Genomic DNA, 26,184 nt, shown 5'->3' on the forward strand with positions numbered 1-26,184 from the left:
AAGTCATTTTTAATTTTACATTCCCATCAGCTTTTCCTGGTGTCTATTGCGCGGTGGAACCACGCTGAATCCTTCCCGAACTCAGAGGTGAAACGCTGTTGCGGCCACGATAGTTTAGGGGTAGCCCTACGCAAAAATAGCTCGATGCCAGGTCTAATCATACAAGAAGTCTTCTAGCTCATCTCAATGCTAGGAGGCTTTCTTTTTATTCAATCTATGATTCTACTATTGGGACTTATAGCGATCGCCAGATAGTTTAGGACATAAACTGATCCAAATCTGTTCCCTTCTTACCGTGGTTGAGGTGTTTTAGTGGGTTGTAAACTTCTGGCTTTGTAGAACATTTCTAAGCTATCGCGATCGCCTACATAACGCCAGTGCCAAGGCTCATAACTCACGCCTTGAGCATTGTCTTTGGGAAAAGATAATTCAAAACCAAAACGGGCTGCATTCGCTTGTAGCCACTTATAAGCTTTGGTATTGTCAAAGTTTGTTTGCAGATTAGTTGCTGGTACTGCTTTGTCTCCAATATCGACAGCGTAACCTGTGTGATGTTCACTATGACCAGGAGGAGCGCTGACAGCAGCTCGTTCGGCTGGAGTCTGATTTCGTTGTTGTCCAACGCCAAAAAATAACGGCTCTTGATCCTTCACGGAGCGAAAACCAGAAATTGGCACTAAAATTACATCCGCACTGCGCGCCGCTTGCGCCATCGCCCCAAACTTTTCGGCAGCAGTTTTTCGCATTTTGATTTGTCCATCTGCGGTAATTGCCGCTAGTTCTGACTCTGGTGCTTCTGGATACGTCAAATGCCCCAAAATAACATCGCTATTATTATCTTGAGATTTGGCAGAATTACTAGGTTCTAAGGTTGGTCTAGCAGGAAGAGTTGGCAAAGTCGGAGAATCGGCTGTTTTTTTCGGTGCAATGGCAAAAAACATAAAACCACTTACTACAGCCAGCATAACAAATCCTGCTAGTCCGCCTACCAGCAAAACTAGGGGTTGCAAACGTAATTTAGATGTTGTTTCAGGAGTATCGCGTAAAGCAACGGGAATATCGTCACCAGGGCTACCCGATGAATTTTGCGGTTGTCCAGAAAAACCAACTTTATTCAAAGGTCAACTCCTATTTTGTTCAATATTCATAACAGATTGTAGACTGGAAAAAAATAAACACAACAGGTAATATTTTACATCTATAAATTTTTAGGCGCGATCTGAACGAATCTCCTAAAACTATTCGCTGAAGGGGTTTTAGATTGCATGGTGATGTTGCCATGTATATAGTACATCGCGCCAGATTCAGTACGTACTGTTTCGTTTTGCAACGTTATTTTGACTAAGTGCAAACTTTCTCGTTCGATAAATTTCAAAATTTGCCATTGTGTGTCTCTCAAATGCTGTAAAAAGTTGTACTTTAGTTTAAAGCTACAATTCACATACATTTTTGGCATCTATTTTTCCAGATGGCAAGTACAAATATTTTAGCAGTTTCCTTAACAAATATTTGTATAAACGAACTGAATTACGTCTGTTAATCCTGATTGAGTTTTCAAATTTGTGAAAATAAAAGGTTTAGCACCACGCATTTTTTTTGCATCTTGTTCCATGACATTTAAATCTGCGCCAACATGAGGCGCAAGGTCAGTTTTATTAATTACCAATAAATCAGATTTAGTAATGCCAGGGCCACCTTTGCGGGGAATTTTATCACCAGCAGCGACATCAATGACATAAATCGTTAAATCTACTAATTCAGGACTAAAGGTCGCTGCTAAATTATCACCACCACTTTCTAAAAAGACTAAATCTAAATTGGTGAATTTTAACTCTAATTGTTCAATAGCAGCCAAATTCATCGAAGCATCTTCACGAATCGCAGTGTGAGGACAACCGCCAGTTTCCACACCTAAAATGCGATCGCTTGTTAAGGCCTGAGAACGCACTAAAAACTGAGCATCTTCTTGAGTATAAATATCATTTGTTACCACGGCAATCTGATACTGCTCACGCAATGCTTTACACAAAGCATCGACTAAAGCAGTTTTCCCAGATCCCACTGGGCCGGCAACCCCAACTCGAAATGCATTCATATACTTCCTCTGTCTTTCCTAACCAGTACAGCACGCACGGCATAAATAAAGCTGCCATTTCAAATGTCTAAAACCCTTGCAAAAAGGTAATTACAAATTATGCACAGCGATACTAGCTTCTGAATAACCTTGTATACTGCGTTTCATGTTGCATACTTGCTAATGATAGACCCCAACTACAACAACTGAGTTCATCATCTTCTAAATTGAGAATTTCTAATGCCGCAGTACTAATTAACGGCTGTAATTCTAGTAATAACTCTTGTCCTGCTGTTTGACCAAGAGGGATGAGTTTGATTCCAGCAGTAATCAAATTACTTGCCCAACTATGCAGATATGCTAACAAAGCAGCTTGGATATTAATTTGCCAATGGGCGATCGCAATACCAAAAGCGATCGCATAATTCCCAGGATTACCCACAGCATTCATTAATGGCATGATTTCTGGTTGTAGTTTACCAAGTAACTGCATTAGCGATCGCCCCATCTGCCAGCTAGAGGTGCGTGATTCTTGGGTTTCCCTAGCAGCAGATAACCACATATTCCAACGGCATAGCGTCTCTACATCACCGATTGTTGCAGATTGCTCGGCTCGTACCATCACCGCTGCTTCTAAGCGAATCGCTCCATAACATAGTTCTGCTGCTAACCAGTGTTTGAGACTTTTTTGATCGGCGATCGCACCATTTTCTACAAGTGTTTCTAATCCTTCAGAATAACTATATGCTCCCACAGGTAAAGCCGAACTTGACAATTGCAAAATACTCAAAAAATGGCTATTAGTGAGCGTGATACTGTCCATAAGCGCCTAATTCTGGCTGAAACGGTAGATTTTCTGCTGTAATTTCTAGCCCCATTTGTTCTAGCATTGCTTGTAAAACAGCATCTTTTGCCAAACGTAAATAGTTGGGTGTAATTTCTACAGGTACATGACGATTTCCTAAATGGTATGCTGCCCGCATTAATAACAGCGGTGTTGGAGTAAAGACAGTTAAAACGGGTTCTGGTTTGGCAGTAATTCTAATTAAGCTGCTATTACTTTCATCTTGTAGAATATCGCCATCCTGTAAAATGACTCCTCTGGGTAAACGCATAAACACAACTTTGCCGCCTTCCGCTTCAAAGCGATGACGACTGCGAGTTCGTTCTTCAGCTGTGAGTGCTAAGGTCAAAGTAACTGATGCATCAGGGTTGGGTGGTTGACGTTGGGTTAAGGTCAGCATGATTAATCAGATTAAAATAATGCGATGTGCTACTTATTCACACTGTGTTAATTCAGTATTATTACCTGAAGCCCGTATAGTTGTTCACAAATATTTTTTATATCCGTATCTATCACAATGACAATAGACGTATCTCGATTGATACTAAGTTTAATAGATACCAGATTATAGGGTTCCAGGTTCATCATCTGGGCAGCTATTTGGGGATGGATGCTTGTCATCTATCCCCTTAACTAAGTAGGTCGATGTCAATAATTATCGTTGGAATAAAGCAGGGGGAAGCACTTCGGCTTCGCTCAGTGACCAAGAGCAGGGGGAGAAAGAGTTTGAGTCTTATTTACTTTTATTCACATAGTTTGATTTTATTTCACCGACTTACTTAAATAAAAATTTTAATTTTGTCCAACTACCACCGTATTAGGTTTAAAGTCTACAAAAATTGCTATGCCCAAATGTGGACAACCAACTCTCTTTGATGATTACGCTGGCGATGTTCCCAAACATAAATTCCCTGCCAAGTTCCTAGCACCAGATGACCGCGATTTATAGGAATATGTTCAGAAGTATGGGTAAGGGCTGTGCGAATGTGTGCGGGCATATCATCCGCACCTTCAGCGTCGTGGATATATTTGCCTGACTCTGGCACAAGTTTTGCCATAAAGTTAGCTAAATCCACAAGTACATCAGGGTCAGCATTTTCTTGAATTACTAAACTAGCTGAAGTGTGACGCAAAAATAAAGTACAAAGGCCAGTTTCTACTCCCGACTCAGCAACTATGGCTTCAATTTTTGCAGTGATGTTGTAAAAAGATTTGCCAGTAGTGGAAACTTTAAGTAGCTTTTGGTAATGAGTCATGTGTAAGGTGATTGACTGTTAACTCTATTGTGCAGATAATTTGTTTCGCCATCTAGTGGTCTAGCAAACAAAAATTGTCGCGTAGTTCAAGCAGAGGAGGCAGGGGAAGCAGAGGAGGAAAAAGAGTATTGTTAACAAATTCTTCTCTTTTTCTGCTTTAACCAGCCCACTATTGATCACCAAAAGCTGACAAGAACCTTAATTGTGCTTACACTTGTAAAACACAACATTGGAATTGACAATAACTCTTAAAAGACTATAATCCTGGCAGACTAGGTGCTATTGCCAGAAGTTAGTAGGTAAATCAGTTACGTAAGTATATTGCGTTATTTTTTAATTGCACCATACGTGTAGCAATTTCCTAAAAATGAAGTAATATGACAGCTAAATCAAGTCATAGCGCCAGTAAGCTCTTCAAGGTATTTATATTCAATCAGCTCTTTTTAGCATCATGAACGCGATCCAACCTTCTAGACCACCGCTACAACCTATACAAAAACGTCGAATTATTCCTCGACCAAAGCGGCATCTGCGCCAACGCTCTTATCAAGTAATGGCACTGGAAAGTACAGCCAAGATAGTGGTTAATTTTGCCATCTCAGCAGCAGCAATATCTGCCTTAGTGCAACTTTTGCCTTATCACTGGTTACAACAAGAAAAATTGCGAGAAATTCGTACTGAAGTCAAACTGATGGAAGGACGTGTAAATAGTTTGCAGGCTGATTTTAGTCGTAACTTTGATCCCAGTCAAACTAAAAGTATAATGCAGCAACAGGGATACCGATTTGACCCTAATCAGCGCCAGATCGTGATCATAGATCAAGATGGTAAGGAAATCGAAGCATCAGATTCATTACCTTAAAGGACTTCTAACTTAAAAAAAGTCCAAATAAACAGAATTTTTAGAGATCAAAACAACATCTACTAGTGGTTGACATTTGTTGTGTGATAAAATAATCACACCCTTGGGAAAAACTTACATCTGTAAGCTTCTACATCCTGCTATAAACAACAAAAAAGCGCTGCAAGGTTTTTGGCAACGCTTTTTGTTTAAATATTTTGGTGGTTAATTCCTCATCTATGAGAGAGAATTATACCTGTATTATTTTTAGTTTCTCAATCAAGGGGAAAGCTAGACAAATTTAATTCGTACCTGATTGATTACATAGACGAATGTTAGCTCAAAATCTTGTTTCTCCTTTTTTGGAGCTAGCTTGCTGGTGAAATGTAATTTTCAAGTATTGTTTACTTTCCACCTTTGGGCATTCTGTAGGTTAGGGATGGCTGATTGTATGGAACATTGCTTGAAGAATAATGGGCTATGACAAACACTGGTAACGTTAGTGTTAGTAGAGCGATCGCTGTTCCCATAACGTCTGCCAAACGATGGGAAGATGTAGAGGCAGGGTCGGCAGACTGGCTATTTGAATTCATACAAAGTTGAAATTTTTCACAATCAATTGTAGGTTTGCTCTCTAGAAGAGAGTGTTGATGCTATTCTAGCTATTTTTTGAATGCAGCACAGTTGACATTCAAAAAGATTAACCAGTTTGACAAGTGTCATAATAGCAGTTTTTACCAGATAGTCTTGATACAAAGTTACGGTTAAACATTTCGGATCTGACTAAGCGAATAATATGTTACGATTTCTTGCTGAAATGCATAATCTTTGAGTTAAGCAGAGATTAAGAAACAGCAGTGGAAACTACATTTTTTCATCTGAGCATAGATCAATTACCAACCGATATTAAGGTAAGTTTATTTTGATTATAACATCTTAAATTCCTTTTTGTAAGCTAGTTTTAGCGATTTAGCTTGTTTTTAATACTTGAGATATATACCGAATTTTTACTGAAAGATGCTAGCTTTTTTGCACTATGTAGCAGTAGTTACATAAAAAGTATTGCAAACCAATAAGCACTGGGTAATCATGATTTTTGTTACCATAAATTTGCATCTATAAATACACAGAAGTTAATGAGGCGTTATGCCATTTATTCAGTGATAGCACTAAAAAAACACTTCAGAATCTCAATTACTAGTTCTGAGTAATACTACTTTCTTTTTGTCAATCTATATATAGGTAGAGTATATATGCTTGAACTAAATAAGTCTGAAGTGTAAAAGATTAAGGATATAAAATAGAAATTTAATAAAAAATTAACTAATGGAAAAACCGCCCTTATTATAGTGGCGGTCTAGTTAAGCAATCGGAGGGTATTTATAACTTATCTTGCTGATTTTAAAACTGTTGTAGCAAAATTCGCACTCCTTACTAGTCCAAAGTTCAAGTTAAACTACCGTTTACCATAAACACTCATAGGTTCTTTGAGAAAACGGATGTAAAGATGTTTAAACGTGGATTTAATCACGCGGGGCATAGCAAAATCAATTGGCATTAACTTGTCTGGTAATAACCAATCTTCTATTTGGAGTAAGTCAGGAGATAAGTTAGGAAACTGAATATTATCCAGTTCTGGACAAACCCCTAGGCGTTGGGAAGCTGCAACAGTTGGGACTTGATGGGGTGGAACTTGAAGAACTTCTAGCATTGCCCTATCTAAAGCAAATACATCTGCTGCTGCTGCTAAAACACCCAAATTGCGAGGTTCACCGCCACTAGGCCCGTTACCTTCATGACCAATGATGCCATCTAAAATAGTCAAGTTTGGATTAATCGCCTTGGCAGTTTCTACCAGCATTTCCCCGAATCGAGTGGCATCTTTGCCGGCTTCCATGTGCCACCAAGCTTTCATCTTGCCAGGAACGCAACCAAACAAATTTTTTACCCCTAATGTTAAAGTCAACTGAGCATGAGATTTGACTTTAGGTAGGTTAATTACCACATCTGCTTCCATAGCTTCTTTGCATAGCAGCAGGTGATTAAAATCTTCACTTACAGTTTGATAACGCTTGCCGTGAAACTCGATAATCGGCAAATTCAGTTCTTGTAAAAGAGGCTGATAACCATTTGCTAAGGCTACCCCTTTAGCACTGCCAAAAGCTGGACTATCCCCTAAAAACGGCTGACCACCAACCTCAATCACCATCTGAGCAACTTCATAAACTAATTCGGGGCGGGTAGTACACTCTTTAGTCGGACGCGAACCTGTGAGAAGATTAGGTTTGAGTAAAACGCGATCGCCTTTTTTCACAAATCCAGCTATCCCCCCGAAAGGTTCTAGTAGTGTGACTAAAGATTCCCGCAAAGCTTCTCGTTCGTAGGAAGTAGCCTTGATGAGACTGACAGATGGGTTTTGAGTCTGCATGGATAATAAATTACGGGTAGTGAAGATAGGATGGGTTATAGGGCATGGGGCATGGTAAGGAGGAATTGGGGCAGGGTGCGGGGTGCAAGGGGGATGAAGAAAAATTACCTCTTTCTCCTTTTGTTCCTGCTTCCTGCCCCTCTGCTTTCCCTGCTTGCCCAAATGTATCAACTTCAAAGTGAAACGGTATAACCTATCTTCCTATTATGTTTTAATCTACTGTATCCGATTCTGCCATGAGGGGTAAGATACCACTCATCTGTTCTAGATTTAATACGGTGGCTAATTCTGCTTCATTCATCAGTCCGCGTTCTAGAACAATCTGACGTAAAGATTTACCAGTTTCTAAAGATTCTTTGGCCACAGCGGCGGCATTGAGATAACCAATGTGGGTATTAAGTGCAGTTACTAAAGCTAAACTGCCTTCGGCATAAGCTAAACACCGTTCTTGGTTGGCGGTGATTCCTTTAATGCCACGTTCTGTAAGGGCGGCAATAGTATTACCCAAAATTTCAATACTATGAATCAAGTTATAGGCAATCAGCGGCATCATCACATTTAATTCTAATTGTCCGGCTTGGGCGGCAAGAGCGATCGCACTGTCATAACCCATGATTTGAAAACACACCATTGATGTCATCTCTGCCATTACTGGGTTATATTTTCCTGGCATAATCGAAGAACCCGGTTGTACTGGTGGTAGTTGAATTTCTTTCAAGCCAGTTTTGGGGCCAGAGTCCATTAAACGCAAGTCATGAGAGATTTTGACTAAATCCTGTGCTAAGTTGCGTAAAGCGCCGGAAACGTTAACAAAGGGAGCCATACTCTGCATAGCTGCCATCAGATGAGGCGCAGGTTCTAAGGGAGTATTGAGTAAATCTGAAATTACTTCCACCACACGGGCGCGATATAAAGGATGGGTATTCATCCCAGTACCCGCTGCACTACCTCCTAAACCTAGAATCATCAAATCTCCAGAGGCTGTATAAATGCGGTTTTGGTGTTCTGATAAAATTTGCGCCCAAGCCCGAAAATTTTCACCCAAGCGTACAGGTACAGCGTCTTGTAAATGAGTTCTGCCGGATTTGACAATACCTTGAAATTCCTCGGCTTTGTTTTCTAAAGCTGCGATCGCTCCTTCTAAAGCTGGGTGTAATGTTTTACAAAGTGCCAATAAACCACCGATGCGAATTGCTGTCGGGATCACATCATTGGTAGACTGCCCATAGTTAACGTGGTCGTTGGGACTAACGCGTTGATAATTGCCTTTTTCCTCGCCCAGAAGTTCTAAAGCCCGATTTGCTAAAACCTCGTTAACATTCATGTGGTGGGAAGTTCCAGCACCCGCTTGATAAACATCCACAACAAACTGATCACGCAACTTCCCAGCCAGAATTTCATCAGTTGCTTGCACAATTGCCTGACTAATCTCTTGGGGAATGCAATTGAGTTCACCGTTGACAATGGCTGTAGCTTTTTTGATAATTAAACAAGCATCTACGTAAGTAGGTAGAGGCTTAATGCCGCTAATAGGGAAGTTTTCTGTTGCTCGTAAGGTTTGGATGCCGTAGTAAGCGTTACTAGGGATGTGGCGATCGCCCATTGAATCGCGTTCGATGCGTAATTGGAAATCTGTCTGTTGAGTCATAGAATTATTTGGGAATCTCAAGAAACAGATCATCCCATATAGGACTCCTATTTGATTTGGGAAAAAATAGACAAAACTATTGCCAGATAGCTAAATTTAGCTTAAAGTAGATATTACGTACACTAAATAATAATTATGTACAGCTATTTAAGAGCATAAAATCAAGGAAGTTTTATGCTTGTTTGGGAAATTTTTCACCATCCACATTTTTGGGGCAGTCTTAGTACTCTGTCAACCCAAAAATGACATGTGGAGGCAGGCAGGGGAAGCAGGGGGAGAAAAGAACTGGACTTTTTTACATTAACCCAGCAACTTTGCGTGGTGGCAGGCTTCGGGGCAGGGAGCAGAGGGGAAAGATTCTCTCCCTTGCGCCCTGCCCCCTGCACCCCTGCTAAGTCTATACAGCAATATTGGGTTGGTGAACTATTAGATAATCACTCTAATGGGTGAAGTATTGTTAAGTTTTTTTTGGCAAAATATTACGTATATAAAACAAATGGGTACTAAATACAATTAATTAAAAACTACGCACTCTAAATAAATATCAATTAAATCATCTTCATCTGTTAAAGGAGCTAACAATCATGAGCAACAACACTCTCAACGGGCGCAAAAGCCAAATACCAATTTTAGAAAAACCAGAGATTATTGATATAGATACAGTGACTCCAGAGACTTCTGCAAAGCTAGAAGCGCCTGAAACCGAGGTACATCCGCAGCCAGAAACACCCAAAGAGGTTGCACCGAAGAAGAAAAAACCGATTGCCTTGATTGTGGCAGCATTAGGTATCGGCGCGATCGCCGCAGGTAGTTTTGGCTATCGCTACTGGCAGTATGCTTCTATTCATGAGCAAACAGATAACGCTACAGTTACGGGTAATGTTCACCAAGTTAGTAGCCGGATTCCTGGAACTATTGCTCAGGTACTGGTAAATGATAACCAACTTGTGCAACCAGGAGAAATTTTAGTAAAACTAGATCCACGGGATTATCAAAGTAAAGTACAACAAGCAACAGCTGCCCTAGAAAATGCTCGTAGTCAAGCGCAAGCAGCCCAAGCAAATATCGCCTTAGCTGCACAAACAACTAGTGGTAAAACAACTCAGGCGCAAGGAGATGTCAGCAGTGCTGTCGCCGCTATTTCCACAGCACAAGCAGCAGTAAAAGAAGCGCAAGCAGGGATACCAGCTGCCCAAGCTGAAGTTAAGCTAGCCCAAGCGGGAATACCCGCAGCCCAAGCCGAGGTAGCACAAGCAAATGCCAATTTACAGAAAGCCCAAGCGGATTACAATCGCTATAAGCAGTTATATCAAGAAGGTGCGATTGCTCGTCAGCAGTTAGATACAGCCAAAGCAGCTTATGATGTGGCCTCAGCACAAAAAAATGCTGCGATTCAGGGAGTAGAACAAGCACAAGCTAAATTAGCGTCGGCAAAAGTTGGCACAGCCAAAGCCCAGTCTGTACTAGCGCAAGCCCAAGAAGGAGTAACCAGCGCTCAAGCTAAACTGGCAGCATCTAGAGGGGGATTACAACAAGCTACTGCCGGAGGACAAGATACAACTGTCAAACGTAGTCAGTACGAAGCGGCAAAAGCAGCGATCGCCCAGGCAGAAGCATCACTTAAAGACGCACAATTACAACTTTCCTACACTAATATTACTGCTCCCAGTGCCGGACGGGTGGGTAATAAACACGTAGAAGTTGGCAACCGGGTACAAGCGGGAACACCATTAATGGCGATCGTTGATAACCAAAAATGGGTAGTTGCGAATTTCAAAGAAACCCAATTGGAAAATATGAGGCCAGGAGAACCTGTAGAAATCAAGCTGGATGCTTTTCCTCATCACGCCTTTAGCGGACATGTTGACAGTATTTCGCCAGCTTCCGGCGCTGAGTTTGCCTTGTTACCACCAGATAATGCTACAGGTAACTTTACTAAAATCGTACAACGCATCCCAGTGAAAATAGTTTTAGACCAAAAAAGCATTCAAGGATATGAAAGGCGGATTACTCCTGGAATGTCTGCGGAAGTTGCAGTTGAAGTTAAGTAAGACCAAATTGTTGACTGATGAGTAAGCCTTTTCGGGGCGGTAACAGGGAACAGTAATGAAGAAATTACCCTACCCAGTAAGGTTAAATCAGTTATCAGTGAATAATTATCAAGTAGCTTTTGATTGATAACTGATAAATGATAACTGTATTGTGGGTGGCTTAGTTTCCCTGTTAAGAGTTCCCTTTTATTGATGACAGCCAATAGTCATCAGTCAATGTGCGGTTTTAGTGATAGCTAATCAGGTAAAATTTTTAAAACCACTGGAGCAATACAATGGCTGATACTGAGGTAATTGATCAGCAAGAGCAAAATTTTGCTGCACCACCAAATCGTGTACCGTTAAGAACCTGGATTGGTGTATTAGCTAGTATGCTTGGTGCATTTATGGCGGTACTGGATATTCAAATTACCAATTCTTCGCTACAAGATATTCAAGCAAGTTTAGGAGCAACTTTAGAAGAAGGTTCTTGGATTTCTACTGCCTATCTCGTAGCAGAAATTATAGTAATTCCTTTGACTGGATGGTTGTCGCGGGTTTTTTCCTTACGACGTTATTTAATAGTTAATACTATATTATTTATCTTCTTTTCTATATGCTGTGCCTGGGCATGGAATCTCAATTCTATGATTGTTTTTCGGGCCTTGCAAGGCTTTTGTGGAGGAGTTTTAATTCCCTCAGCTTTGACAATAGTGTTGACAAATTTGCCTCCAGCTAAACAATCAGTTGGGCTAGCTGCATTTGCTATCAGTGCAGTTTTTGCACCATCAATCGGACCAACCTTAGGAGGCTGGTTGACAGAAAACTTTAGTTGGGAATATAGCTTTTATATTAATTTAATACCTGGAGTTTTAATGTTATCTGGGGTTTGGTACGGTGTTAAACAACAAAGACCCCAATTGAATTTATTAAAACAAGGTGACTGGTGGGGAATTTTTTCAATGGCTATCGGCTTAGGTTCTCTACAAGTTGTCTTAGAAGAAGGTAGCCGTAAAGATTGGTTTGGTTCAGCATTGATTGTCCGCTTAAGTGCGATCGCAGTAATTTTTCTCGCAATATTTTTCTTTATAGAATTAACTCGCAAACAACCATTTATTAATTTACGGCTTGTATTGAATCGTAATTTTGGTTTAGCCAGTATTGTAAATGTTTCACTAGGGGTAGGATTATATGGTTCGATTTATATTTTACCTTTGTATCTAGCTCAAATTCAAAAATACAATGCCCTGCAAATTGGTGAAGTATTAATGTGGGCTGGTATTCCCCAATTATTTATTATTCCTTTCCTTCCCAAATTGATGCAACGTATTGATGTGCGTTTTATGGTTGCAATTGGCGTAGCTTTATTTTCTGTAAGTGCATTTATGAACTCTGGAATGACTTACCAAACAGGATTAGATCAATTACGGTGGTCGCAAATTGTACGAGCAATGGGACAACCGTTAATTATGGTTCCGTTGACTTCCATTGCCACTGCTGGATTGAATCCCAAAGAAGCTGGTTCGGCAAGTGGTTTATTTAATATGATGCGGAATCTAGGTGGTTCTATAGGAATTGCATTATTAGCAACTTTATTAACTAACAGAGAGCAATTTCACTCGAATAGATTGGGAGAGACAGTATCTTTATTTGATCCAGAAACTCAACAGCGAATTGACCAAATGACACAGTATTTTGTTAGCCGAGGATCGGATTTAAGTACAGCTAGTGATCAAGCTATTAAAGCCATTGATAATATTGTTCGTCGTGAAGCTTATGTAATGGCTTTTAATGATTGTTTTTACTTTATTGGCATTGCTTTATTACTGAGTGGATTAGCGATTTTATTCTTTAAAAAAGTGAAGAATACAGGCGGTGCTGTTGCTCATTAAGTTTGCTTGATTAGTTAAAATATTTTGGCAGATTTAACACATACTCAAGTAGACTTTTGCTTTTATAAAAGATGACTTTACCCAATTGGATTACTTTCTCTCGCTTACTCGGTGTCCCATTTCTGCTTTATGGCTTGTACAACCCTACATCGCAAGCAAGATGGATATGTTTGGCGATTTTTCTCGTTGCGGCATTAACTGATTGGTTAGATGGTTATTTAGCAAGAAAACTTAATCAAGTTAGCGATTTGGGCAAATTTCTTGATCCCTTGGTGGATAAATTTTTGGTACTTGCACCATTGATGGTGTTGATTGAATTAGGACAGGTTCCTGCTTGGGGAGTATTTTTGATTTTAGCGCGGGAGTTAGCGATCGCAGGTTGGCGGGTGAATCAAACCACGATTACAGGGGCTAATATTTGGGGTAAACTCAAAACCATTAGTCAAATCATCGCGATCGCTCTTTTGATTGCCCCTCTTTCAGAAGTCTGGCAAACTCCATCTATAATTGCTTTTTGGCTTTCTGTCGCCCTAACTTTAATATCTGGAGTGATTTATCTTTTACCGCCAAAAGTTAGTACTGCTGAACCTATAAAATAAACCTCTCTTCTCTTGACTCTGTGTTCTCAGCGCCTCTGTGGTTCGTTTCTTTCTTGTTTTTAACAAACCGCAGAGGCACAGCGAAAAGTTGTCAGGAGGGTTTCCAACGCCAGTTGCTCATGGGGGAAACCCCCAAGACCGCACTGGCTCCTCCGTAACAAACTTTTCAAGACAGAGGACTCAGAGAGAAGAGAAAAATGCTTAACCCAACGATATTGCGCTATAGGTAGCTCTAAATTGAGAACGTCAACTGATGTGCAGCGCCATCATCAATAAAACTCTGTTCTCCAACTCCTACTAGTTCTACAACAACTTCACGCCTTAAAGGTGAAAAGTTACCTTCTCTTGCCCCAATTTCGACTATAGTTTGTTGTCCTATTGAGTCAACGCGGTAAGTTGTTGTGCAGAAGCCTCCCGTTTTGTACTCAAAGCTATGACCATCATCCTCATACAAGGTAAACTCGCCTGTACCCATCCAAATCCGTAACCTCATTTGATCTAAAGGACGTTCGTCTACATATTGCATGACTGGTGTCATAGGAATAATTGAGCCACCACATACATACAACGGCATTCGCTCAAGTGGTGCATAAGCCAAGATATGAGTTGGGCCTGTAAACTTTTCGCCACTCCACCAGTCATACCAGTCACCTTCAGGCAAGTATACAGCACGGTGTTCAACACCTGGACGGTAAATTGGAGCTGCGAGTAATGAGGAACCGAGCATTACTTGGTCAGAAAGAGTAAAAGTCTTGGGGTCGTTGGGGAAATGATAAAGTAAAGGACATAGAATTGGCGAACCTGTGGTTGCAGCTGACCAAAAGAGAGTGTAAATGTAAGGTAGTAGTCGATAACGAAGCTCGATATACTCACGGCAAATTTTTTCAATGCGATCGCCAAATACCCAAGGTTCATGCTGAGCTGTAGTTAATGCTGAGTGTCCGCGCATTAACGGGTAAAGCATTCCGACTTGCATCCACCGAGCAAATAATTCAGCTGTGGCGTTACCTGCAAACCCCCCAATATCACTACCCACAAAGGCTACACCCGATAAACCCAAGTTACAAAGCATCGATAGAGACATTTCCAAATGTTCCCACAAAGATTGATTGTCTCCTGTCCATACTGCCGACCAGCGTTGAATACCAGCATATCCAGACCGTGTCAGAACAAAAGAGCGTTCTGTAGGACGAGATTTTTGAGTCCCTTGATAAGATGCTTGTGCCATATTTAACCCATACAAATTATGAGTTTCTGCATGGGTGGCTTTCTCATTGGTTGACCCCTGGAGAGTATCAAGGGGAAACGAAATTTTGTTACCAGGGTCGCCAAATGGACGGTCATCCAGGGCGGGTTCATTCATGTCGTTCCAAATGCCGGCAACACCGATGTCAGTTAAGTTGCTTTGCCAACTTCCCCACCAATCTCTGACTTCAGGGCGGAGGAAATCAGGAAAGACAGCTTTGTCAGGCCAGACATAGCCATGAAATAGTTCACCGTTGGTTTTGCGGATAAAATAGTCGTTTTTTAATCCCTCATCAAAAACCTGATAATCTGCTTCTGGCTCGTACTTAACCCCTGGGTCAATAATTGTCACTACCTTGAAGCCATCTTGCTTAAGATCTAAAATTAATTCTTCAGGGTTAGCAAATCGTTTCGGACTCCAGGTAAAAACCCGATAGCCTTTCATATAGTCAATATCAAAATGAATCACATCACAGGGAATGCGGCGCTGACGAAATTCATCTGCAAGTTTACGGATTATATCTTGTGACTCATAACTCCAACGACATTGGTGATAACCTAATGACCATCGCGGCGGTAAAGGCATCCGTCCGGTTAGCTGGGTGTAAGTTTGCAAAATTTTTGCAGGTTCTGGCCCGTAAATAATGTAGTAATCTAGTTCACCTCCTTGAGTTTCCATCTGCCAAACTCCAGGTTGCTGTGCGCCTAAATCAAATCGGCTCCAAAAAGTCGTATTGAAGAATACCCCGTAACCCAATCCAGGACGCAAGGCGATGAAAAAGGGAATCGCCTGATACATACTGTCGGTCGTAATACCGTAATCTAAGGCATCTGATGTCCAATTAGTTCTCACTTTTGAGCGCTGATCAAGCAAGCCAGTGGGTTCACCAAAACCATAGAAATGTTCATCAGTTGCAATTTGTTTCCATGCCGCGATCGCACCAGTCCGCCACCCCATCCCTAAGTCTGCATCTTGAGCAAAGGGTTTTCCTGTAGAGTCGAAGCATTGAATACGACAAGGATCGCGGGATACGACAATGGACAGTTGCTCGGTTGTAATTTCTATAGTGTCTGCTGTTTCTCGTACCTCAAACGGCACAGCAGGCCATTCTACATCCGCCTGTGCCACAGCCCACGATCGCCTGGGTAAAAATTCTCCAGTTGGTGTCATTCGTACCCGAATTAAGTTCGGTGCTAACACAGTAATGCTCAGACAGGGGTCGCCACACTTAAAGATAATACAGCGATCATTTTGTTGTATTGCTTGCACTGCACCTAAAGTTGACCAAGGCGCTTCAGTTGTATGTAACTGTCCGAAATATTGCGGCATAATCCCTAATCGAAAAACAATTATTTCCCAATAGAGACTCACATAAACTATTGGCAAAAAGCTTGTATCTTTAGGTATAAGTATAGAAAATTTACTTTTCCCATTAAGTCTTTTTATAGCAGTTTTCTGATGAATAAATCAGCATCGCTTTAGATATTAGTGTTGCCGCCATAGAGCGAATCTGGCAGCGTTTTGTGGAAACAAATTAATTAATCAATAAGTAAATTAATAAAATTATGATACGAATGTTTGAGATATTTATGGTAGAAAACAAGACAAAAAATATAACTCCAACTCCTTGCACCCCCACACCTATTTTCAAGCTAGAACGCAATTTACAAGTTTGACAGTTTGTCATTTGACATATTTACTACAAAGCCAAACAATTTAGCACATAAACGCTTTAGTTGATTTACTACTGATAGCTTTATTTTCGTTAACTTTTGTTGACAATTTTAGATGACTTTTTTGGTGTGAGGATTAAATGAGGAAACTGTATCTACTGGGAAATTCAGGACTAGCTGTCATACTTGCCATACTTATAAATCAACAAGCTTTAGCTGCAAAAAAAGAAGATGGTCAAATTCTCCAACTTTCAGATATTCAACTGACTCATACAAGTGTGAAGGAATGGTTAGCTCAACAACAACAGTCTACTATTCTAGTAACAAGGATAAAGTTGAATCAAACGGCTAGTGGGTTAGAAGTTGTTTTAGAAACATCTGCATCTGACAAACTGCAAGTCACAACTAAAATAGAAGGTAATAGCTTTATTGCAAATATTCCCAATGCACAATTGCGTTTAGCAAGTGGTGATAGTTTCCGTCAAGAAAAGCCAGTTGCGGGAATTATCGAAGTATTGGCCACAAATCAGGATGCAAATAGTATCCTAATTACTGTAGTGGGAACAACACAGGCTCCAAAAGTCGAATTATTTGACAGCGATGAAGGTTTAGTTTTTGGGTTGACACCAACAACACCTGAAACTCAGCCATCATCAGCCGATAACCAAAAACCTAATGAACCAGATATTGAACTAATCGTTACCGCGCAAAAACGACCGGAAGACGCACAGAATGTACCCATTAGTGTGACGGTAATACCTCGTCAAGAAATAGAAGATGCTCAAATAGATTCTTTGATTGATATTGCCAAGCAAACGCCCAACTTTAACTTTCTTCCCACATCTTCCGGCGGTATCGAGTTTAGCAATTACAGTTTGCGGGGTTTGAACAATCAAAATTTCCTTACCGCTCAGGATAGTGTAGCCTTTTACATCGACGATGTTCCTATTGACTACAACGGCTTTTTAGACCTGGCTTTACTCGATTTAGAACAAATAGAAATCCTCAGAGGCCCGCAAAGTACGCTCTACGGTCGAAATAGTTCTGGTGGGGTCGTCAATATCATTTCTAGACAAGCAACTCCAGAACCAGAAATAAGAGTTAGTGCTAGTTACGGTAGATATAACAGCCGCGAATTTCAATTCTCTCTTAACGATGCTTTGGTTGACGATAAACTATCACTGCGAATTGCGGGAGCTTACAAAGGACAGGATGGATTTATTAAGAACCTAGCCACAGATAATGAAATAGGGGAGCGATCGCGTTTAGCTGCACGATCGCAACTTTTATGGACACCTACACCAGATTGGACAGTATCTTTTAATAGCTATAACAGCTTTACAGATGACGGCAATCCAACCTATAACAGGTTAAACGCTCCTGACCCATTCGAGGTTAATTTACAAACCGAAGGATACAGTAAGCTAGATACAAATACTCAAGCTCTCAAAGTCGGTTATAACGGTGAGGGTTTCCGAGCCACATCCATCACCGCACGTCGTTTTACCCGTCAAGAAAACGTTGTTCCGGGAAGCACAGGAGCGATACAAATTATTGATGCTATTGACTCCACATTATGGACGCAAGAATTGCGTTTCCAATCTCCAGAAACGGCAGAGCGTTTTCAATGGTTGTTAGGTGCTTACTACGAATCTCGTGACTTTAACGTTGATGATGCTCAAACTGACTTTCCTGGATTTGGACGATTTCGCCGTTTTGGAGACGATTATCGTCAAACCTATGCAGTATTTGGACAAGTAGATTATCAACTCATAGAGCCATTAACTGTATTTGCTGGTTTGCGTTACGAATCGAGTGATGCATCTTCAGATAGTACTTATGAATCTATAAACGCTGACGGAACTCGAACTCCCCAGCGTCCAGAATTTCAAGATGAAATCAGCAACAATGAATTGATTCCTCGCTTCGGTTTGAAATATCAATTCAATCCGAATTTAATGGGATACGCAACTATTGGCAAAGGTTATAGACCAGGTGGATTAAACTATCGCGCCAATAGCGAAGCAGAACTTCGATTTGGAGAAGAAAAAACCTGGAGTTATGAAGTCGGTTTGAAATCTTCTTGGCTAGATAATCGTTTAATTGCTAACCTATCAGTCTTTCATAACGATGTAAATAACTATCAAGTTTTGCAATATGACGATAGTGGTTTTTTTGGCAGAGTTAACAACGTTGACCTGGAAGCCACAGGAGTAGAATTTGAACTGAAAGCAAAACCAGCTAAAGGATTCGATGTAATTGCATCATTTGGTTATGTAGATAGTAAATACAAAAACTACTTTAATTCCGATACAGGTGTAGACCTCAGCAATAATCAAGTTCCCCTTTCACCGCAATTTACCTATAATTTAGCTGCTCAATATCGCAGTCAGTCCGGCTTATTTGCGCGTGCCGAATTACGCGGTTATGGCATTACTTATTTTGACGATGATAACCAAATCAAGCAAGAACCTTATGCTTTAGTAAATGCCCGCATTGGTTACGAAGCCGAGAAATATGGCATTTACCTATATGCAAATAATTTATTTGATACTCGCTACATCACCTCTGGATACTTATTTCCAGTACCAGACGGAACCGCAGGATTTGGCGATCCCGTGACCTACGGCGTGCAAATTAAAGCTAGTTTCTAATTTAATTGTTGTGGCGATGGGAAAGATTATTTTTTCTGTCGTCATTTTTGTTTGATTTGTTATCCTCTGCATATTGCTATGCTTACTAAATTAATTTTACTCGCCACACTTTATACTACTCAATTTATTCCTACAACATTTTTTATCCAAACCGTACCTATTTTTATGCGGCAACAAAATATGTCGCTTGATGCTATCGGGTTGTTAAGTTTTCTTATTCTTCCCTCAGCGTTAAAATTTCTGTGGTCGCCTTTTATTGACCGCTACCATTTGCCAAAGTTAGGACGTTATCGCGGTTGGATTATCTGTTTTCAATTTTTGTTAGCAATTGTAACCTTTGGATGTGGATTTATTGATATTCAAGAGAATTTCAATATCTTAGTCTTTTGTATGTTTCTTGCTTTTTTGTTCTCCTCCAGCCAAGACATTGCCACTGATGCGTTAGCAGTAAATTTACTTGAACCGCGAGAAAAAGGATTAGGAAACGCTATTCAAGCTGGGGGAAATGTTTTTGGCGCTATTATTGGTGGAGGTGGAGCGCTGATTCTCCTAGATAGAATCGGCTGGCGGTATAGCTTGATAATCATGTCAGTTGTAATTTTACTGACTTTAATTCCAGTACTCTTGCATCAAGAACAAGTTAGTCAGAAATCTCAGAAATCGAACTTTTTTAAATCTTATTTTCAACCTTTTATCAACTTTCTCTCGCGTCCCCAAGCATTACCGTGGCTTGTTGTAATATTGCTATATATGGGAGGCGAAATGATGTCAGGTACAATGCTTCGTCCGCTTTTTGTAGATCGAGGCTTGTCGCTCTCAGATATTGGCTTAATGTTGGGTATTGTTAGTTACAGCGCCCGTATTGTTAGTGCTTTGCTTGCAGGAGTCTGGATTACTCACTTGGGAAAATTACGTTCTCTAGCTCTATTTGGTTTTGCCGCAAGTATAATGACGCTTTTGTATATCATACCTGCAATTGGTATCGGTAGTTTACCTGTGCTGTATGCTGTGAGTATCACAGTCAATGCAGCCCAAAGCATGGCATATACTGCGTTACTCAGTGCCATGATGGATAAATGCGAACCAGCAACAGCCGCTACTGACTATACGCTCCAAGTGTCAGTAGTATACCTGGGCGGAATTGCTGCTTCAGTTCTTAGCGGTGCGATCGCTAATTCCACGGGATATACATTTATGTTTATCATTAGTGCAGCATTGAGTTTATTGAGCGTATTATTAATAACCAACTTGCAGGCATCGAACTGAACTTCTCTAACAGGCTTATTGTTTGTAACCGATCTCCCAAAAGGGAGACGCTACGCGATAGTGCTTTGCAGCCGCTAGAGACGATCGCAGAAGCGCTATAAATTCAATTCAGTACTCAGCACTATTTCACGAGTCGCCGTCACTAGATAGCAATATTACTGGTTGTTGATACAAAGGTACTGAAAATGTGACTGTTGAACCTAGTCCTTCACCAAGACTGTAAAAATGCACTTCACCGCCCATTGCCTCTACCAACTTCTGGGATATTGCTAGTCCTAGACCAGTACCTCCGTACTGGCGAGTGCGAGAGCCATCTACCTGAGAAAATAATTGAAATAATTTATCTTGTTTATCTAGAGAAACGCCGATGCCAGTATCTGCGACTCGGACTCTTACCATACCAGGAAATTGCTGCTCTTGAAATTTTGCTTTTTTCAGCACTAAATCGGCGCTGATTGTGATGCCACCTTCTTGGGTAAATTTGATGGCATTGTTGACCAAGTTGAGCATAACTTGTAGTAGTCGTTGATAATTACCTTGAACAATGATTTCATCAGAAGTGGGAGGTAACTGCATCCAGAAGCTGAGGTTTCTCATCTCTGCCTGGGGACGCATGAAACTTTCTACATCACCAAATAGCTCATCTAGCTTGACTGGAGCGCAAGTTAGCTCCATTTTACCTGCTTCGATTTTGGCTATATCTAAGATGTCGTTAACGATATCTAGCAGATGTATTGATAATTGATGAGCTTCTGTCAAAAACTGATTTTGTTCTTCTGGGTCATCTGCCATACCCTCTAAAATCAGCTTCAAAAATCCAATCATACCGTTGAGGGGAGTGCGAATTTCATGGGATACATTCGCGAGAAATTCGCTTTTTAAGCGTGAAGCTTCTTCGGCTTTTTGACGGGCTGCTTCGAGTTCTTTATATAAAGTAGCATGAGCGATCGCAGTTCCTAATTGATCTGCTACTTCTTTGGCTAGTTCACGTTCTGCATCTGTCAACGGACAGCATTCATCTCGCAGAGTTATGGCAATTAATCCATTAGCTTGGTCTTTATAGCATGTAGCCACCACCAACATTTTCTGCTGTGGACATAAACCATACTCCGATACATCCATCACAATTGGTTCTAGAGTTGCTAATGCTTGAGCAAAGGCTGGCTTAGAAGCTAAGTTTATTTCTTCGCCAAGCATTGAGCTACAATCTGGCTGATGATACTCTGCTATCACCCGGACTCTGGTGCTAGAAGGTTGGTAAGGACAAATAATACAACGCTCTAGCCGTAGCGCTTTTCCTAAACTGTCTACTGTTTGTTGCCAAATAATGTCTAGATCCAATGTCCGCCGAATGTTTCTGGTAATTTGATTAACCAGATGTTGGTGTTGCTGTGAACGTAAAGCCAACTCTGCTTGTGTAGGCACTTTTGGTGCTACGTTCACTTGTTTTGTGTTGACTGTAGCTTGTAATAGTCGCCCCATTACTAAAACTGTAGTTGCAGCGGTTCCCAATTTCGGCATGATTGGGCAAATTGTCAATTCCAACTCGAATAACTCTTGATGGTAGCTAAACCAGCACTGAAAATTTTCCGGCACTAAACTATTTAAAATCCGGTGCAAACGCTCTAAATAGCTACCCTTATCTACTGGGGCAAAAATTTCATTTTCATTACCCCCATTCACTATTTGCTGGCAGTTTAACCCCAAAAGTTCACTTTGCTGCCAATAAAAGGTCAGATAGCGCCCTGCTCCATCTTGTGTATATACCAACTCTGAGCCAAGAGTTGATAACGAGCCATCAATCTGATGATCGTATTCCAGATTTTGAGAAAATAAGTTCGACAATTGCGAATTGGCAGTAATAATCATTAATCGAGTTGGATAGACAAATAGCAACTCAAAACAGTTTTACTCAGGCTGCTCAAAATCTGGCATAAAATATTACAGATTTGGCAAACTCATATTTAGGTATTTTGGCGATTTGGGAATCTAGATTGACAAACTTTACGTTTTTTTTATTTTCTATTTACAGATTATTTACCGATGTCAATCATTAATCATTCCATTCACCTCTTGGTGGAATAGGTATACGATGAGGGGTGCGTGTCAGTTCATCATCTCTAGGAACATCTCCCCGCAACCATTGGCGGATTGCTACCTCAATGACCTTACTGGGGTCATTGGTTAGATGCTGAATTTGTTCGAGTAACTCAGAATCTAGGCGGACAGCAATTTCTACCTTATCGGCTCGTCTTTGATCCGCGTCGGTAGCTTTCTCTTTCATATTCATAGGTTTATATACTCAGAGGTTGCTTTGTCAAAAGCTTTGTAAAGTAGTTCTATTCATTTTCGGGTTGTTTACTGACAAATTTTAAAGGTTATAGTTACATAGTTCCCCGAAATTTTACCAAAGTAACAAACGTCATCAGGTTTCCAGTAATAATCTTCATAGAACTCACTACAGTAGCTCTTAAAGATTTTGTCAGTAAATCAGCATTTGCGGGCAATTACGGGGTGTAATTGCCCATGATGTTTAAACTATGTACTTATATATATTTATTGTACGCTCCGGATTGATCAATACAATCAGGGAAAAATAGACTTTACATATAGACTTTATATAAATTCTTCAAATTCTCCATATTTACCGATTAAAAGGCAACAGGCAACAGGGGAATCTCTATACTTGAAAGCAGAGGAGCAGGGGGCATACTTCGACTTACTTCGACTACGCTCAGTACAAGCTCAGTAACCAGAGGGAAAGAATTAAAGATCAATCATCTGTTTCAAATATTTCGTGAAATGGTATGAGACGCAGCCTTACCGTAGGGTAGAGGCTGGTTAGTTCTCTATCTTTAAATTTTCTAATAGCAGCATCTTGGCTAAGAAAGCATTAAAATACATGAAGTAAATTGTTCTTTTAATTTTGGTTGCTGCTTCAGCAAAGATAGTATATGACTGATGTTCCCGCAGTTCGCATTCGCAATTTTTGTATTATTGCTCATATCGATCATGGGAAATCTACCCTGGCCGATCGCTTACTGCAAGCTACTGGCACTGTTGACGAGCGACAGATGAAGCAACAGTTTCTCGACAACATGGATCTAGAACGGGAGCGCGGCATTACGATTAAGCTGCAAGCTGCCCGAATGAATTATCAGGCTAAAGATGGTCAGCAGTATGTGCTGAATTTAATTGATACGCCTGGACATGTGGATTTTTCTTATGAAGTGTCCCGGAGTCTGGTAGCTTGTGAAGGGGCATTATTGGTAGTAGACGCGTCTCAAGGTGTCGAGGCGCAGACTTTGGCGAATGTATACTTAGCTCTTGAGCATGATCTAGAAATTATCCCGGTTTTAAATAAAATTGATTTGCCTGGGGCAGAACCAGATCGGGTAATTGGCGAAATTGAAGAAATTATTGGTTTAGATTGCAGTGGTGCAATTTTGGCTTCTGCTAAAGAAGGCATTGGCATTGACGAGATTTTAGAAGCAGTTGTAGAGCGTGTACCACCACCAAAAAATACGATCAATGAACGTTTACGGGCATTGATTTTTGATAGCTATTACGACAGCTACCGAGGAGTGATTGTCTATTTTCGGGTAATGGATGGCTCGTTGAAAAAAGGCGATCGCATTTATCTAATAGCATCTGAAAAAGAATACGAAATTGACGAGTTGGGCGTTCTCTCTCCTACCCAAAAACAAGTTGAAGAACTACACGCAGGGGAAGTAGGCTATTTAGGTGCAGCAATTAAAGCTGTAGCTGATGCGCGGGTGGGAGATACTATAACTTTAACTAAAGCCAAAGCAGAATCACCCTTACCCGGTTACTCAGAAGCTAAACCAATGGTCTTTTGTGGGATGTTTCCCATCGATGCTGACCAATTTGAAGATTTGCGCGAAGCCTTAGAAAAACTTAGACTCAACGACGCAGCACTGCAATATGAACCAGAAACTTCCAGCGCGATGGGTTTTGGCTTTCGTTGTGGATTCTTGGGCTTACTGCACATGGAAATTGTCCAAGAACGCCTAGAGCGAGAGTACAACTTAGATTTAATTATTACAGCTCCTTCAGTGGTTTATAAAGTATTTACTGTTAAAGGCGAAGAACTGTACGTTGATAATCCCAGCCACTTACCAGCACCTAACGATCGCGAAAAAATTGAAGAACCCTACGTCAAAGTAGAGATGATTACCCCCGAAACTTACGTTGGTAGTTTAATGGAGTTGTCGCAAAATCGGCGTGGTGTATTCAAAGACATGAAATATCTCACTCAAGGACGCACTACACTGACTTACGAATTGCCTTTAGCAGAAGTAGTCACCGACTTTTTTGATCAAATGAAGTCGCGATCGCGGGGTTATGCCAGTATGGAATATCACCTCATCGGCTACCGTGAAAATCCTTTGGTGAAGCTAGATATCATGATTAACGGCGATCCTGTGGATTCCTTAGCGATGATTGTTCACCGAGATAAAGCGTATAACGTCGGCCGAGCAATGGCCGAAAAACTTAAAGAACTGATTCCCCGCCATCAATTTAAAGTGCCAATTCAAGCATCAATTGGTAGTAAAGTGATCGCCAGCGAACATATTCCCGCTTTGCGGAAAGATGTATTAGCTAAATGCTACGGCGGTGACATTAGCCGCAAGAAAAAACTTTTACAGAAACAGGCAAAAGGTAAAAAGCGAATGAAGTCTGTGGGAACGGTGGATGTACCTCAAGAAGCTTTTATGGCCGTTCTGCGTTTAGATCAAATATAAAAAATAGGGCATAGGGCATAGGGCATAGGGCATGGGGCATGGGGCGGGGCGCAGAGGAAAACGAAAAAAATACCTTAAATTTGTATGATAATCCTTCTCCCTTGCTCCCTGCTCCCTGCTCCTTTTCCTCTTCTCTTCCCCTCCTTCTTTCCTAACCCCTAGCCCCTAGCCTCTCATTCAGATTTTTCGGGAAGAATTGGTTTTGCCACAATATCATCTAAGCCGATGCTAGTCAGCAAATCTCTCCATGCGGTCTTAAGTGCCTTATCTTGAGGATCTTTTTGACGCAGTTGTGCCAGTGTTGTCAGTGCATCATGCCAAATTCCATTTTGGGCATAGATCGCAGACTGCTGTAGAGGTGTTGCTGTTTGTAATTGTTGGGTAACTTTGGGATTGATATTAACTCGTTGAATCACTCCTTCTACATAAATCGGGGGCGATTGCTTCTGTTGATCGCAATAGACAGTCAAAAACCAGCGGTATTGTTTATTGACATCCATTTTGGGGGCGTTTGTAGGCAGAGAAATACTAATAACTCCTGGTTGACTGGGTAGAGCGATCGCTTGTTGATAAATTGGGTTAGACTGCTGATCTTGAAGGACAAATTCAGTCGGATAGGCAGAATCTTTGGTATATGGCATGTAAAACCACAAAGTTGGATTTGTTTTTGTTGTCCATCCCCAAACATTAGTTACTGTAGGAGGTGATTCAGTAGAAGGTACTAAAGCAGTAAGTTGAGGTTTGACCTCTAGACATAAAGGAGTTCGCCTAGCTCCACCACGGGTGCGGCCTCCAGGTGGGGGAGATGGTGGCGGTTGGGGTGGTGAAAAGCGTACAGTTTGGGCAAGAGTTTTCTTACTGTGAGTTGAAGATACTGGTGCAGGTACTGCCAATACTAAGCTTTGGCTAGTTAAGAAAGCTGCGTATCCTAAAGCTAATGATAAAAATAGTTTCATAAAATAAATTA

Annotated in this window: 20 protein-coding genes and 1 rRNA gene; 8 read left to right on the forward strand and 13 right to left on the reverse strand. The window is 40.9% G+C overall.

Annotation, left to right across the window (positions count from 1 at the left end; translation table 11 throughout):
* Positions 1–35 precede the first annotated feature (35 nt).
* Positions 36–153: ribosomal RNA gene (rrf, locus tag QI031_RS21760) — 5S ribosomal RNA — on the forward strand.
* Between the two features lie 137 nt (positions 154–290).
* Here rrf and QI031_RS21765 read toward each other — a convergent pair.
* The 6 genes from QI031_RS21765 to QI031_RS21785 form a co-directional block, all read right to left on the reverse strand.
* Positions 291–1,118, reverse strand: a complete 828-nt coding sequence (locus tag QI031_RS21765; RefSeq protein ID WP_281481711.1) for a M15 family metallopeptidase — start codon at positions 1,116–1,118, stop codon at positions 291–293.
* Between the two features lie 80 nt (positions 1,119–1,198).
* Positions 1,199–1,456 (reverse strand): AIM24 family protein, encoded by a 258-nt coding sequence (locus QI031_RS31625; RefSeq protein ID WP_343217817.1) that lies wholly within the window; start codon positions 1,454–1,456, stop codon positions 1,199–1,201.
* A 42-nt stretch (positions 1,457–1,498) separates the two neighbouring features.
* Positions 1,499–2,095, reverse strand: coding sequence for an urease accessory protein UreG (gene ureG, locus QI031_RS21770; protein ID WP_281481712.1), 597 nt, complete (start codon positions 2,093–2,095; stop codon positions 1,499–1,501).
* 112 nt (positions 2,096–2,207) lie between these two features.
* Positions 2,208–2,897, reverse strand: coding sequence for an urease accessory protein UreF (locus QI031_RS21775; RefSeq protein WP_281481713.1), 690 nt, complete (start codon positions 2,895–2,897; stop codon positions 2,208–2,210).
* Positions 2,875–3,318, reverse strand: coding sequence for an urease accessory protein UreE (gene ureE / locus QI031_RS21780; RefSeq protein WP_281481714.1), 444 nt, complete (start codon positions 3,316–3,318; stop codon positions 2,875–2,877). Before ureE ends, QI031_RS21775 begins: the two co-directional genes overlap by 23 nt.
* A 442-nt stretch (positions 3,319–3,760) precedes the next feature.
* Complete coding sequence (locus QI031_RS21785) at positions 3,761–4,174, reverse strand: secondary thiamine-phosphate synthase enzyme YjbQ (protein WP_281481715.1); 414 nt, start codon at positions 4,172–4,174, stop codon at positions 3,761–3,763.
* A gap of 451 nt (positions 4,175–4,625) precedes the next feature.
* Here QI031_RS21785 and QI031_RS21790 point away from each other — a divergent pair, with 451 nt between their 5' ends.
* On the forward strand, positions 4,626–5,036 hold the full coding sequence (locus QI031_RS21790) for a slr1601 family putative cell division protein (protein WP_281481716.1): 411 nt from the start codon (positions 4,626–4,628) through the stop codon (positions 5,034–5,036).
* A 383-nt stretch (positions 5,037–5,419) separates the two neighbouring features.
* Here the strand turns inward: QI031_RS21790 and QI031_RS21795 are convergent, their stop codons facing one another.
* The 3 genes from QI031_RS21795 to QI031_RS21805 form a co-directional block, all read right to left on the reverse strand.
* Positions 5,420–5,608 (reverse strand): TLTLP motif-containing protein, encoded by a 189-nt coding sequence (locus QI031_RS21795; RefSeq protein WP_281481717.1) that lies wholly within the window; start codon positions 5,606–5,608, stop codon positions 5,420–5,422.
* A gap of 863 nt (positions 5,609–6,471) precedes the next feature.
* Positions 6,472–7,443, reverse strand: a complete 972-nt coding sequence (locus tag QI031_RS21800) for an Npun_F2552 family protein (RefSeq protein WP_281481718.1) — start codon at positions 7,441–7,443, stop codon at positions 6,472–6,474.
* A gap of 211 nt (positions 7,444–7,654) precedes the next feature.
* Positions 7,655–9,091 (reverse strand): aspartate ammonia-lyase, encoded by a 1,437-nt coding sequence (locus tag QI031_RS21805; protein WP_281481719.1) that lies wholly within the window; start codon positions 9,089–9,091, stop codon positions 7,655–7,657.
* 584 nt (positions 9,092–9,675) lie between these two features.
* Here QI031_RS21805 and QI031_RS21810 point away from each other — a divergent pair.
* The 3 genes from QI031_RS21810 (at position 9,676) to pgsA (ending at position 13,612) form a co-directional block, all read left to right on the forward strand.
* A complete protein-coding gene (locus tag QI031_RS21810) occupies positions 9,676–11,142 on the forward strand; it encodes an HlyD family secretion protein (RefSeq protein WP_281481720.1) in 1,467 nt (488 codons plus the stop codon).
* Positions 11,143–11,417: 275 nt separating this feature from the next.
* Positions 11,418–13,013: a DHA2 family efflux MFS transporter permease subunit gene (locus tag QI031_RS21815; RefSeq protein WP_281481721.1), complete on the forward strand. Its 1,596-nt coding sequence runs from the start codon at positions 11,418–11,420 to the stop codon at positions 13,011–13,013.
* 71 nt (positions 13,014–13,084) lie between these two features.
* On the forward strand, positions 13,085–13,612 hold the full coding sequence (gene pgsA, locus QI031_RS21820; protein ID WP_281481722.1) for a CDP-diacylglycerol--glycerol-3-phosphate 3-phosphatidyltransferase: 528 nt from the start codon (positions 13,085–13,087) through the stop codon (positions 13,610–13,612).
* 232 nt (positions 13,613–13,844) lie between these two features.
* On the opposite strand, the gene QI031_RS21825 is transcribed toward pgsA, so the two are convergent.
* Complete coding sequence (locus QI031_RS21825; RefSeq protein ID WP_281481723.1) at positions 13,845–16,187, reverse strand: glycoside hydrolase family 31 protein; 2,343 nt, start codon at positions 16,185–16,187, stop codon at positions 13,845–13,847.
* A 484-nt stretch (positions 16,188–16,671) separates the two neighbouring features.
* Here QI031_RS21825 and QI031_RS21830 point away from each other — a divergent pair, with 484 nt between their 5' ends.
* Both QI031_RS21830 and QI031_RS21835 read left to right on the forward strand, forming a co-directional pair.
* Complete coding sequence (locus QI031_RS21830) at positions 16,672–19,185, forward strand: TonB-dependent receptor domain-containing protein (RefSeq protein ID WP_281481724.1); 2,514 nt, start codon at positions 16,672–16,674, stop codon at positions 19,183–19,185.
* Between the two features lie 78 nt (positions 19,186–19,263).
* Positions 19,264–20,451, forward strand: coding sequence for an MFS transporter (locus QI031_RS21835; RefSeq protein ID WP_281481725.1), 1,188 nt, complete (start codon positions 19,264–19,266; stop codon positions 20,449–20,451).
* Positions 20,452–20,577: 126 nt separating this feature from the next.
* Here QI031_RS21835 and QI031_RS21840 read toward each other — a convergent pair whose 3' ends face one another.
* A complete protein-coding gene (locus tag QI031_RS21840; RefSeq protein ID WP_281486096.1) occupies positions 20,578–22,320 on the reverse strand; it encodes a sensor histidine kinase in 1,743 nt (580 codons plus the stop codon).
* Positions 22,321–22,504: 184 nt separating this feature from the next.
* Entirely contained in the window at positions 22,505–22,741 is a 237-nt protein-coding gene (locus tag QI031_RS21845; RefSeq protein ID WP_281481726.1) for a hypothetical protein, read from the reverse strand.
* A 664-nt stretch (positions 22,742–23,405) separates the two neighbouring features.
* Between QI031_RS21845 and lepA the strand changes: the two genes are divergently transcribed.
* Positions 23,406–25,217 carry a translation elongation factor 4 gene (lepA, locus tag QI031_RS21850; protein WP_281481727.1) on the forward strand — a complete coding sequence of 604 codons (1,812 nt, stop codon included), beginning with the start codon at positions 23,406–23,408 and terminating at the stop codon, positions 25,215–25,217.
* Between the two features lie 173 nt (positions 25,218–25,390).
* Here lepA and QI031_RS21855 read toward each other — a convergent pair whose 3' ends face one another.
* Positions 25,391–26,173 carry a DUF928 domain-containing protein gene (locus QI031_RS21855; protein WP_281481728.1) on the reverse strand — a complete coding sequence of 261 codons (783 nt, stop codon included), beginning with the start codon at positions 26,171–26,173 and terminating at the stop codon, positions 25,391–25,393.
* Positions 26,174–26,184 lie beyond the last annotated feature (11 nt).

Origin of the sequence: Halotia branconii CENA392 (genome assembly GCF_029953635.1) — a bacterium.
Lineage (GTDB): Bacteria > Cyanobacteriota > Cyanobacteriia > Cyanobacteriales > Nostocaceae > Halotia > Halotia branconii.

What these genes read in the sequence shown, in the direction of transcription:
- lepA (WP_281481727.1), top strand. Translation starts at nt 23,406, where the DNA reads ATGACTGATGTTCCCGCAGTTCGCATTCGCAATTTTTGTATTATTGCT.
- QI031_RS21815 (WP_281481721.1), top strand. Translation starts at nt 11,418, where the DNA reads ATGGCTGATACTGAGGTAATTGATCAGCAAGAGCAAAATTTTGCTGCA.
- QI031_RS21830 (WP_281481724.1), top strand. Translation starts at nt 16,672, where the DNA reads ATGAGGAAACTGTATCTACTGGGAAATTCAGGACTAGCTGTCATACTT.
- QI031_RS21785 (WP_281481715.1), bottom strand. Translation starts at nt 4,174, where the DNA reads ATGACTCATTACCAAAAGCTACTTAAAGTTTCCACTACTGGCAAATCT.
- QI031_RS21845 (WP_281481726.1), bottom strand. Translation starts at nt 22,741, where the DNA reads ATGAATATGAAAGAGAAAGCTACCGACGCGGATCAAAGACGAGCCGAT.
- ureG (WP_281481712.1), bottom strand. Translation starts at nt 2,095, where the DNA reads ATGAATGCATTTCGAGTTGGGGTTGCCGGCCCAGTGGGATCTGGGAAA.
- QI031_RS21805 (WP_281481719.1), bottom strand. Translation starts at nt 9,091, where the DNA reads ATGACTCAACAGACAGATTTCCAATTACGCATCGAACGCGATTCAATG.
- QI031_RS21775 (WP_281481713.1), bottom strand. Translation starts at nt 2,897, where the DNA reads ATGGACAGTATCACGCTCACTAATAGCCATTTTTTGAGTATTTTGCAA.
- QI031_RS21790 (WP_281481716.1), top strand. Translation starts at nt 4,626, where the DNA reads ATGAACGCGATCCAACCTTCTAGACCACCGCTACAACCTATACAAAAA.
- QI031_RS21835 (WP_281481725.1), top strand. Translation starts at nt 19,264, where the DNA reads ATGCTTACTAAATTAATTTTACTCGCCACACTTTATACTACTCAATTT.
- QI031_RS21840 (WP_281486096.1), bottom strand. Translation starts at nt 22,320, where the DNA reads ATGATTATTACTGCCAATTCGCAATTGTCGAACTTATTTTCTCAAAAT.
- pgsA (WP_281481722.1), top strand. Translation starts at nt 13,085, where the DNA reads ATGACTTTACCCAATTGGATTACTTTCTCTCGCTTACTCGGTGTCCCA.
- QI031_RS31625 (WP_343217817.1), bottom strand. Translation starts at nt 1,456, where the DNA reads ATGCCAAAAATGTATGTGAATTGTAGCTTTAAACTAAAGTACAACTTT.
- QI031_RS21855 (WP_281481728.1), bottom strand. Translation starts at nt 26,173, where the DNA reads ATGAAACTATTTTTATCATTAGCTTTAGGATACGCAGCTTTCTTAACT.
- QI031_RS21795 (WP_281481717.1), bottom strand. Translation starts at nt 5,608, where the DNA reads ATGAATTCAAATAGCCAGTCTGCCGACCCTGCCTCTACATCTTCCCAT.
- ureE (WP_281481714.1), bottom strand. Translation starts at nt 3,318, where the DNA reads ATGCTGACCTTAACCCAACGTCAACCACCCAACCCTGATGCATCAGTT.
- QI031_RS21810 (WP_281481720.1), top strand. Translation starts at nt 9,676, where the DNA reads ATGAGCAACAACACTCTCAACGGGCGCAAAAGCCAAATACCAATTTTA.
- QI031_RS21800 (WP_281481718.1), bottom strand. Translation starts at nt 7,443, where the DNA reads ATGCAGACTCAAAACCCATCTGTCAGTCTCATCAAGGCTACTTCCTAC.
- QI031_RS21825 (WP_281481723.1), bottom strand. Translation starts at nt 16,187, where the DNA reads ATGCCGCAATATTTCGGACAGTTACATACAACTGAAGCGCCTTGGTCA.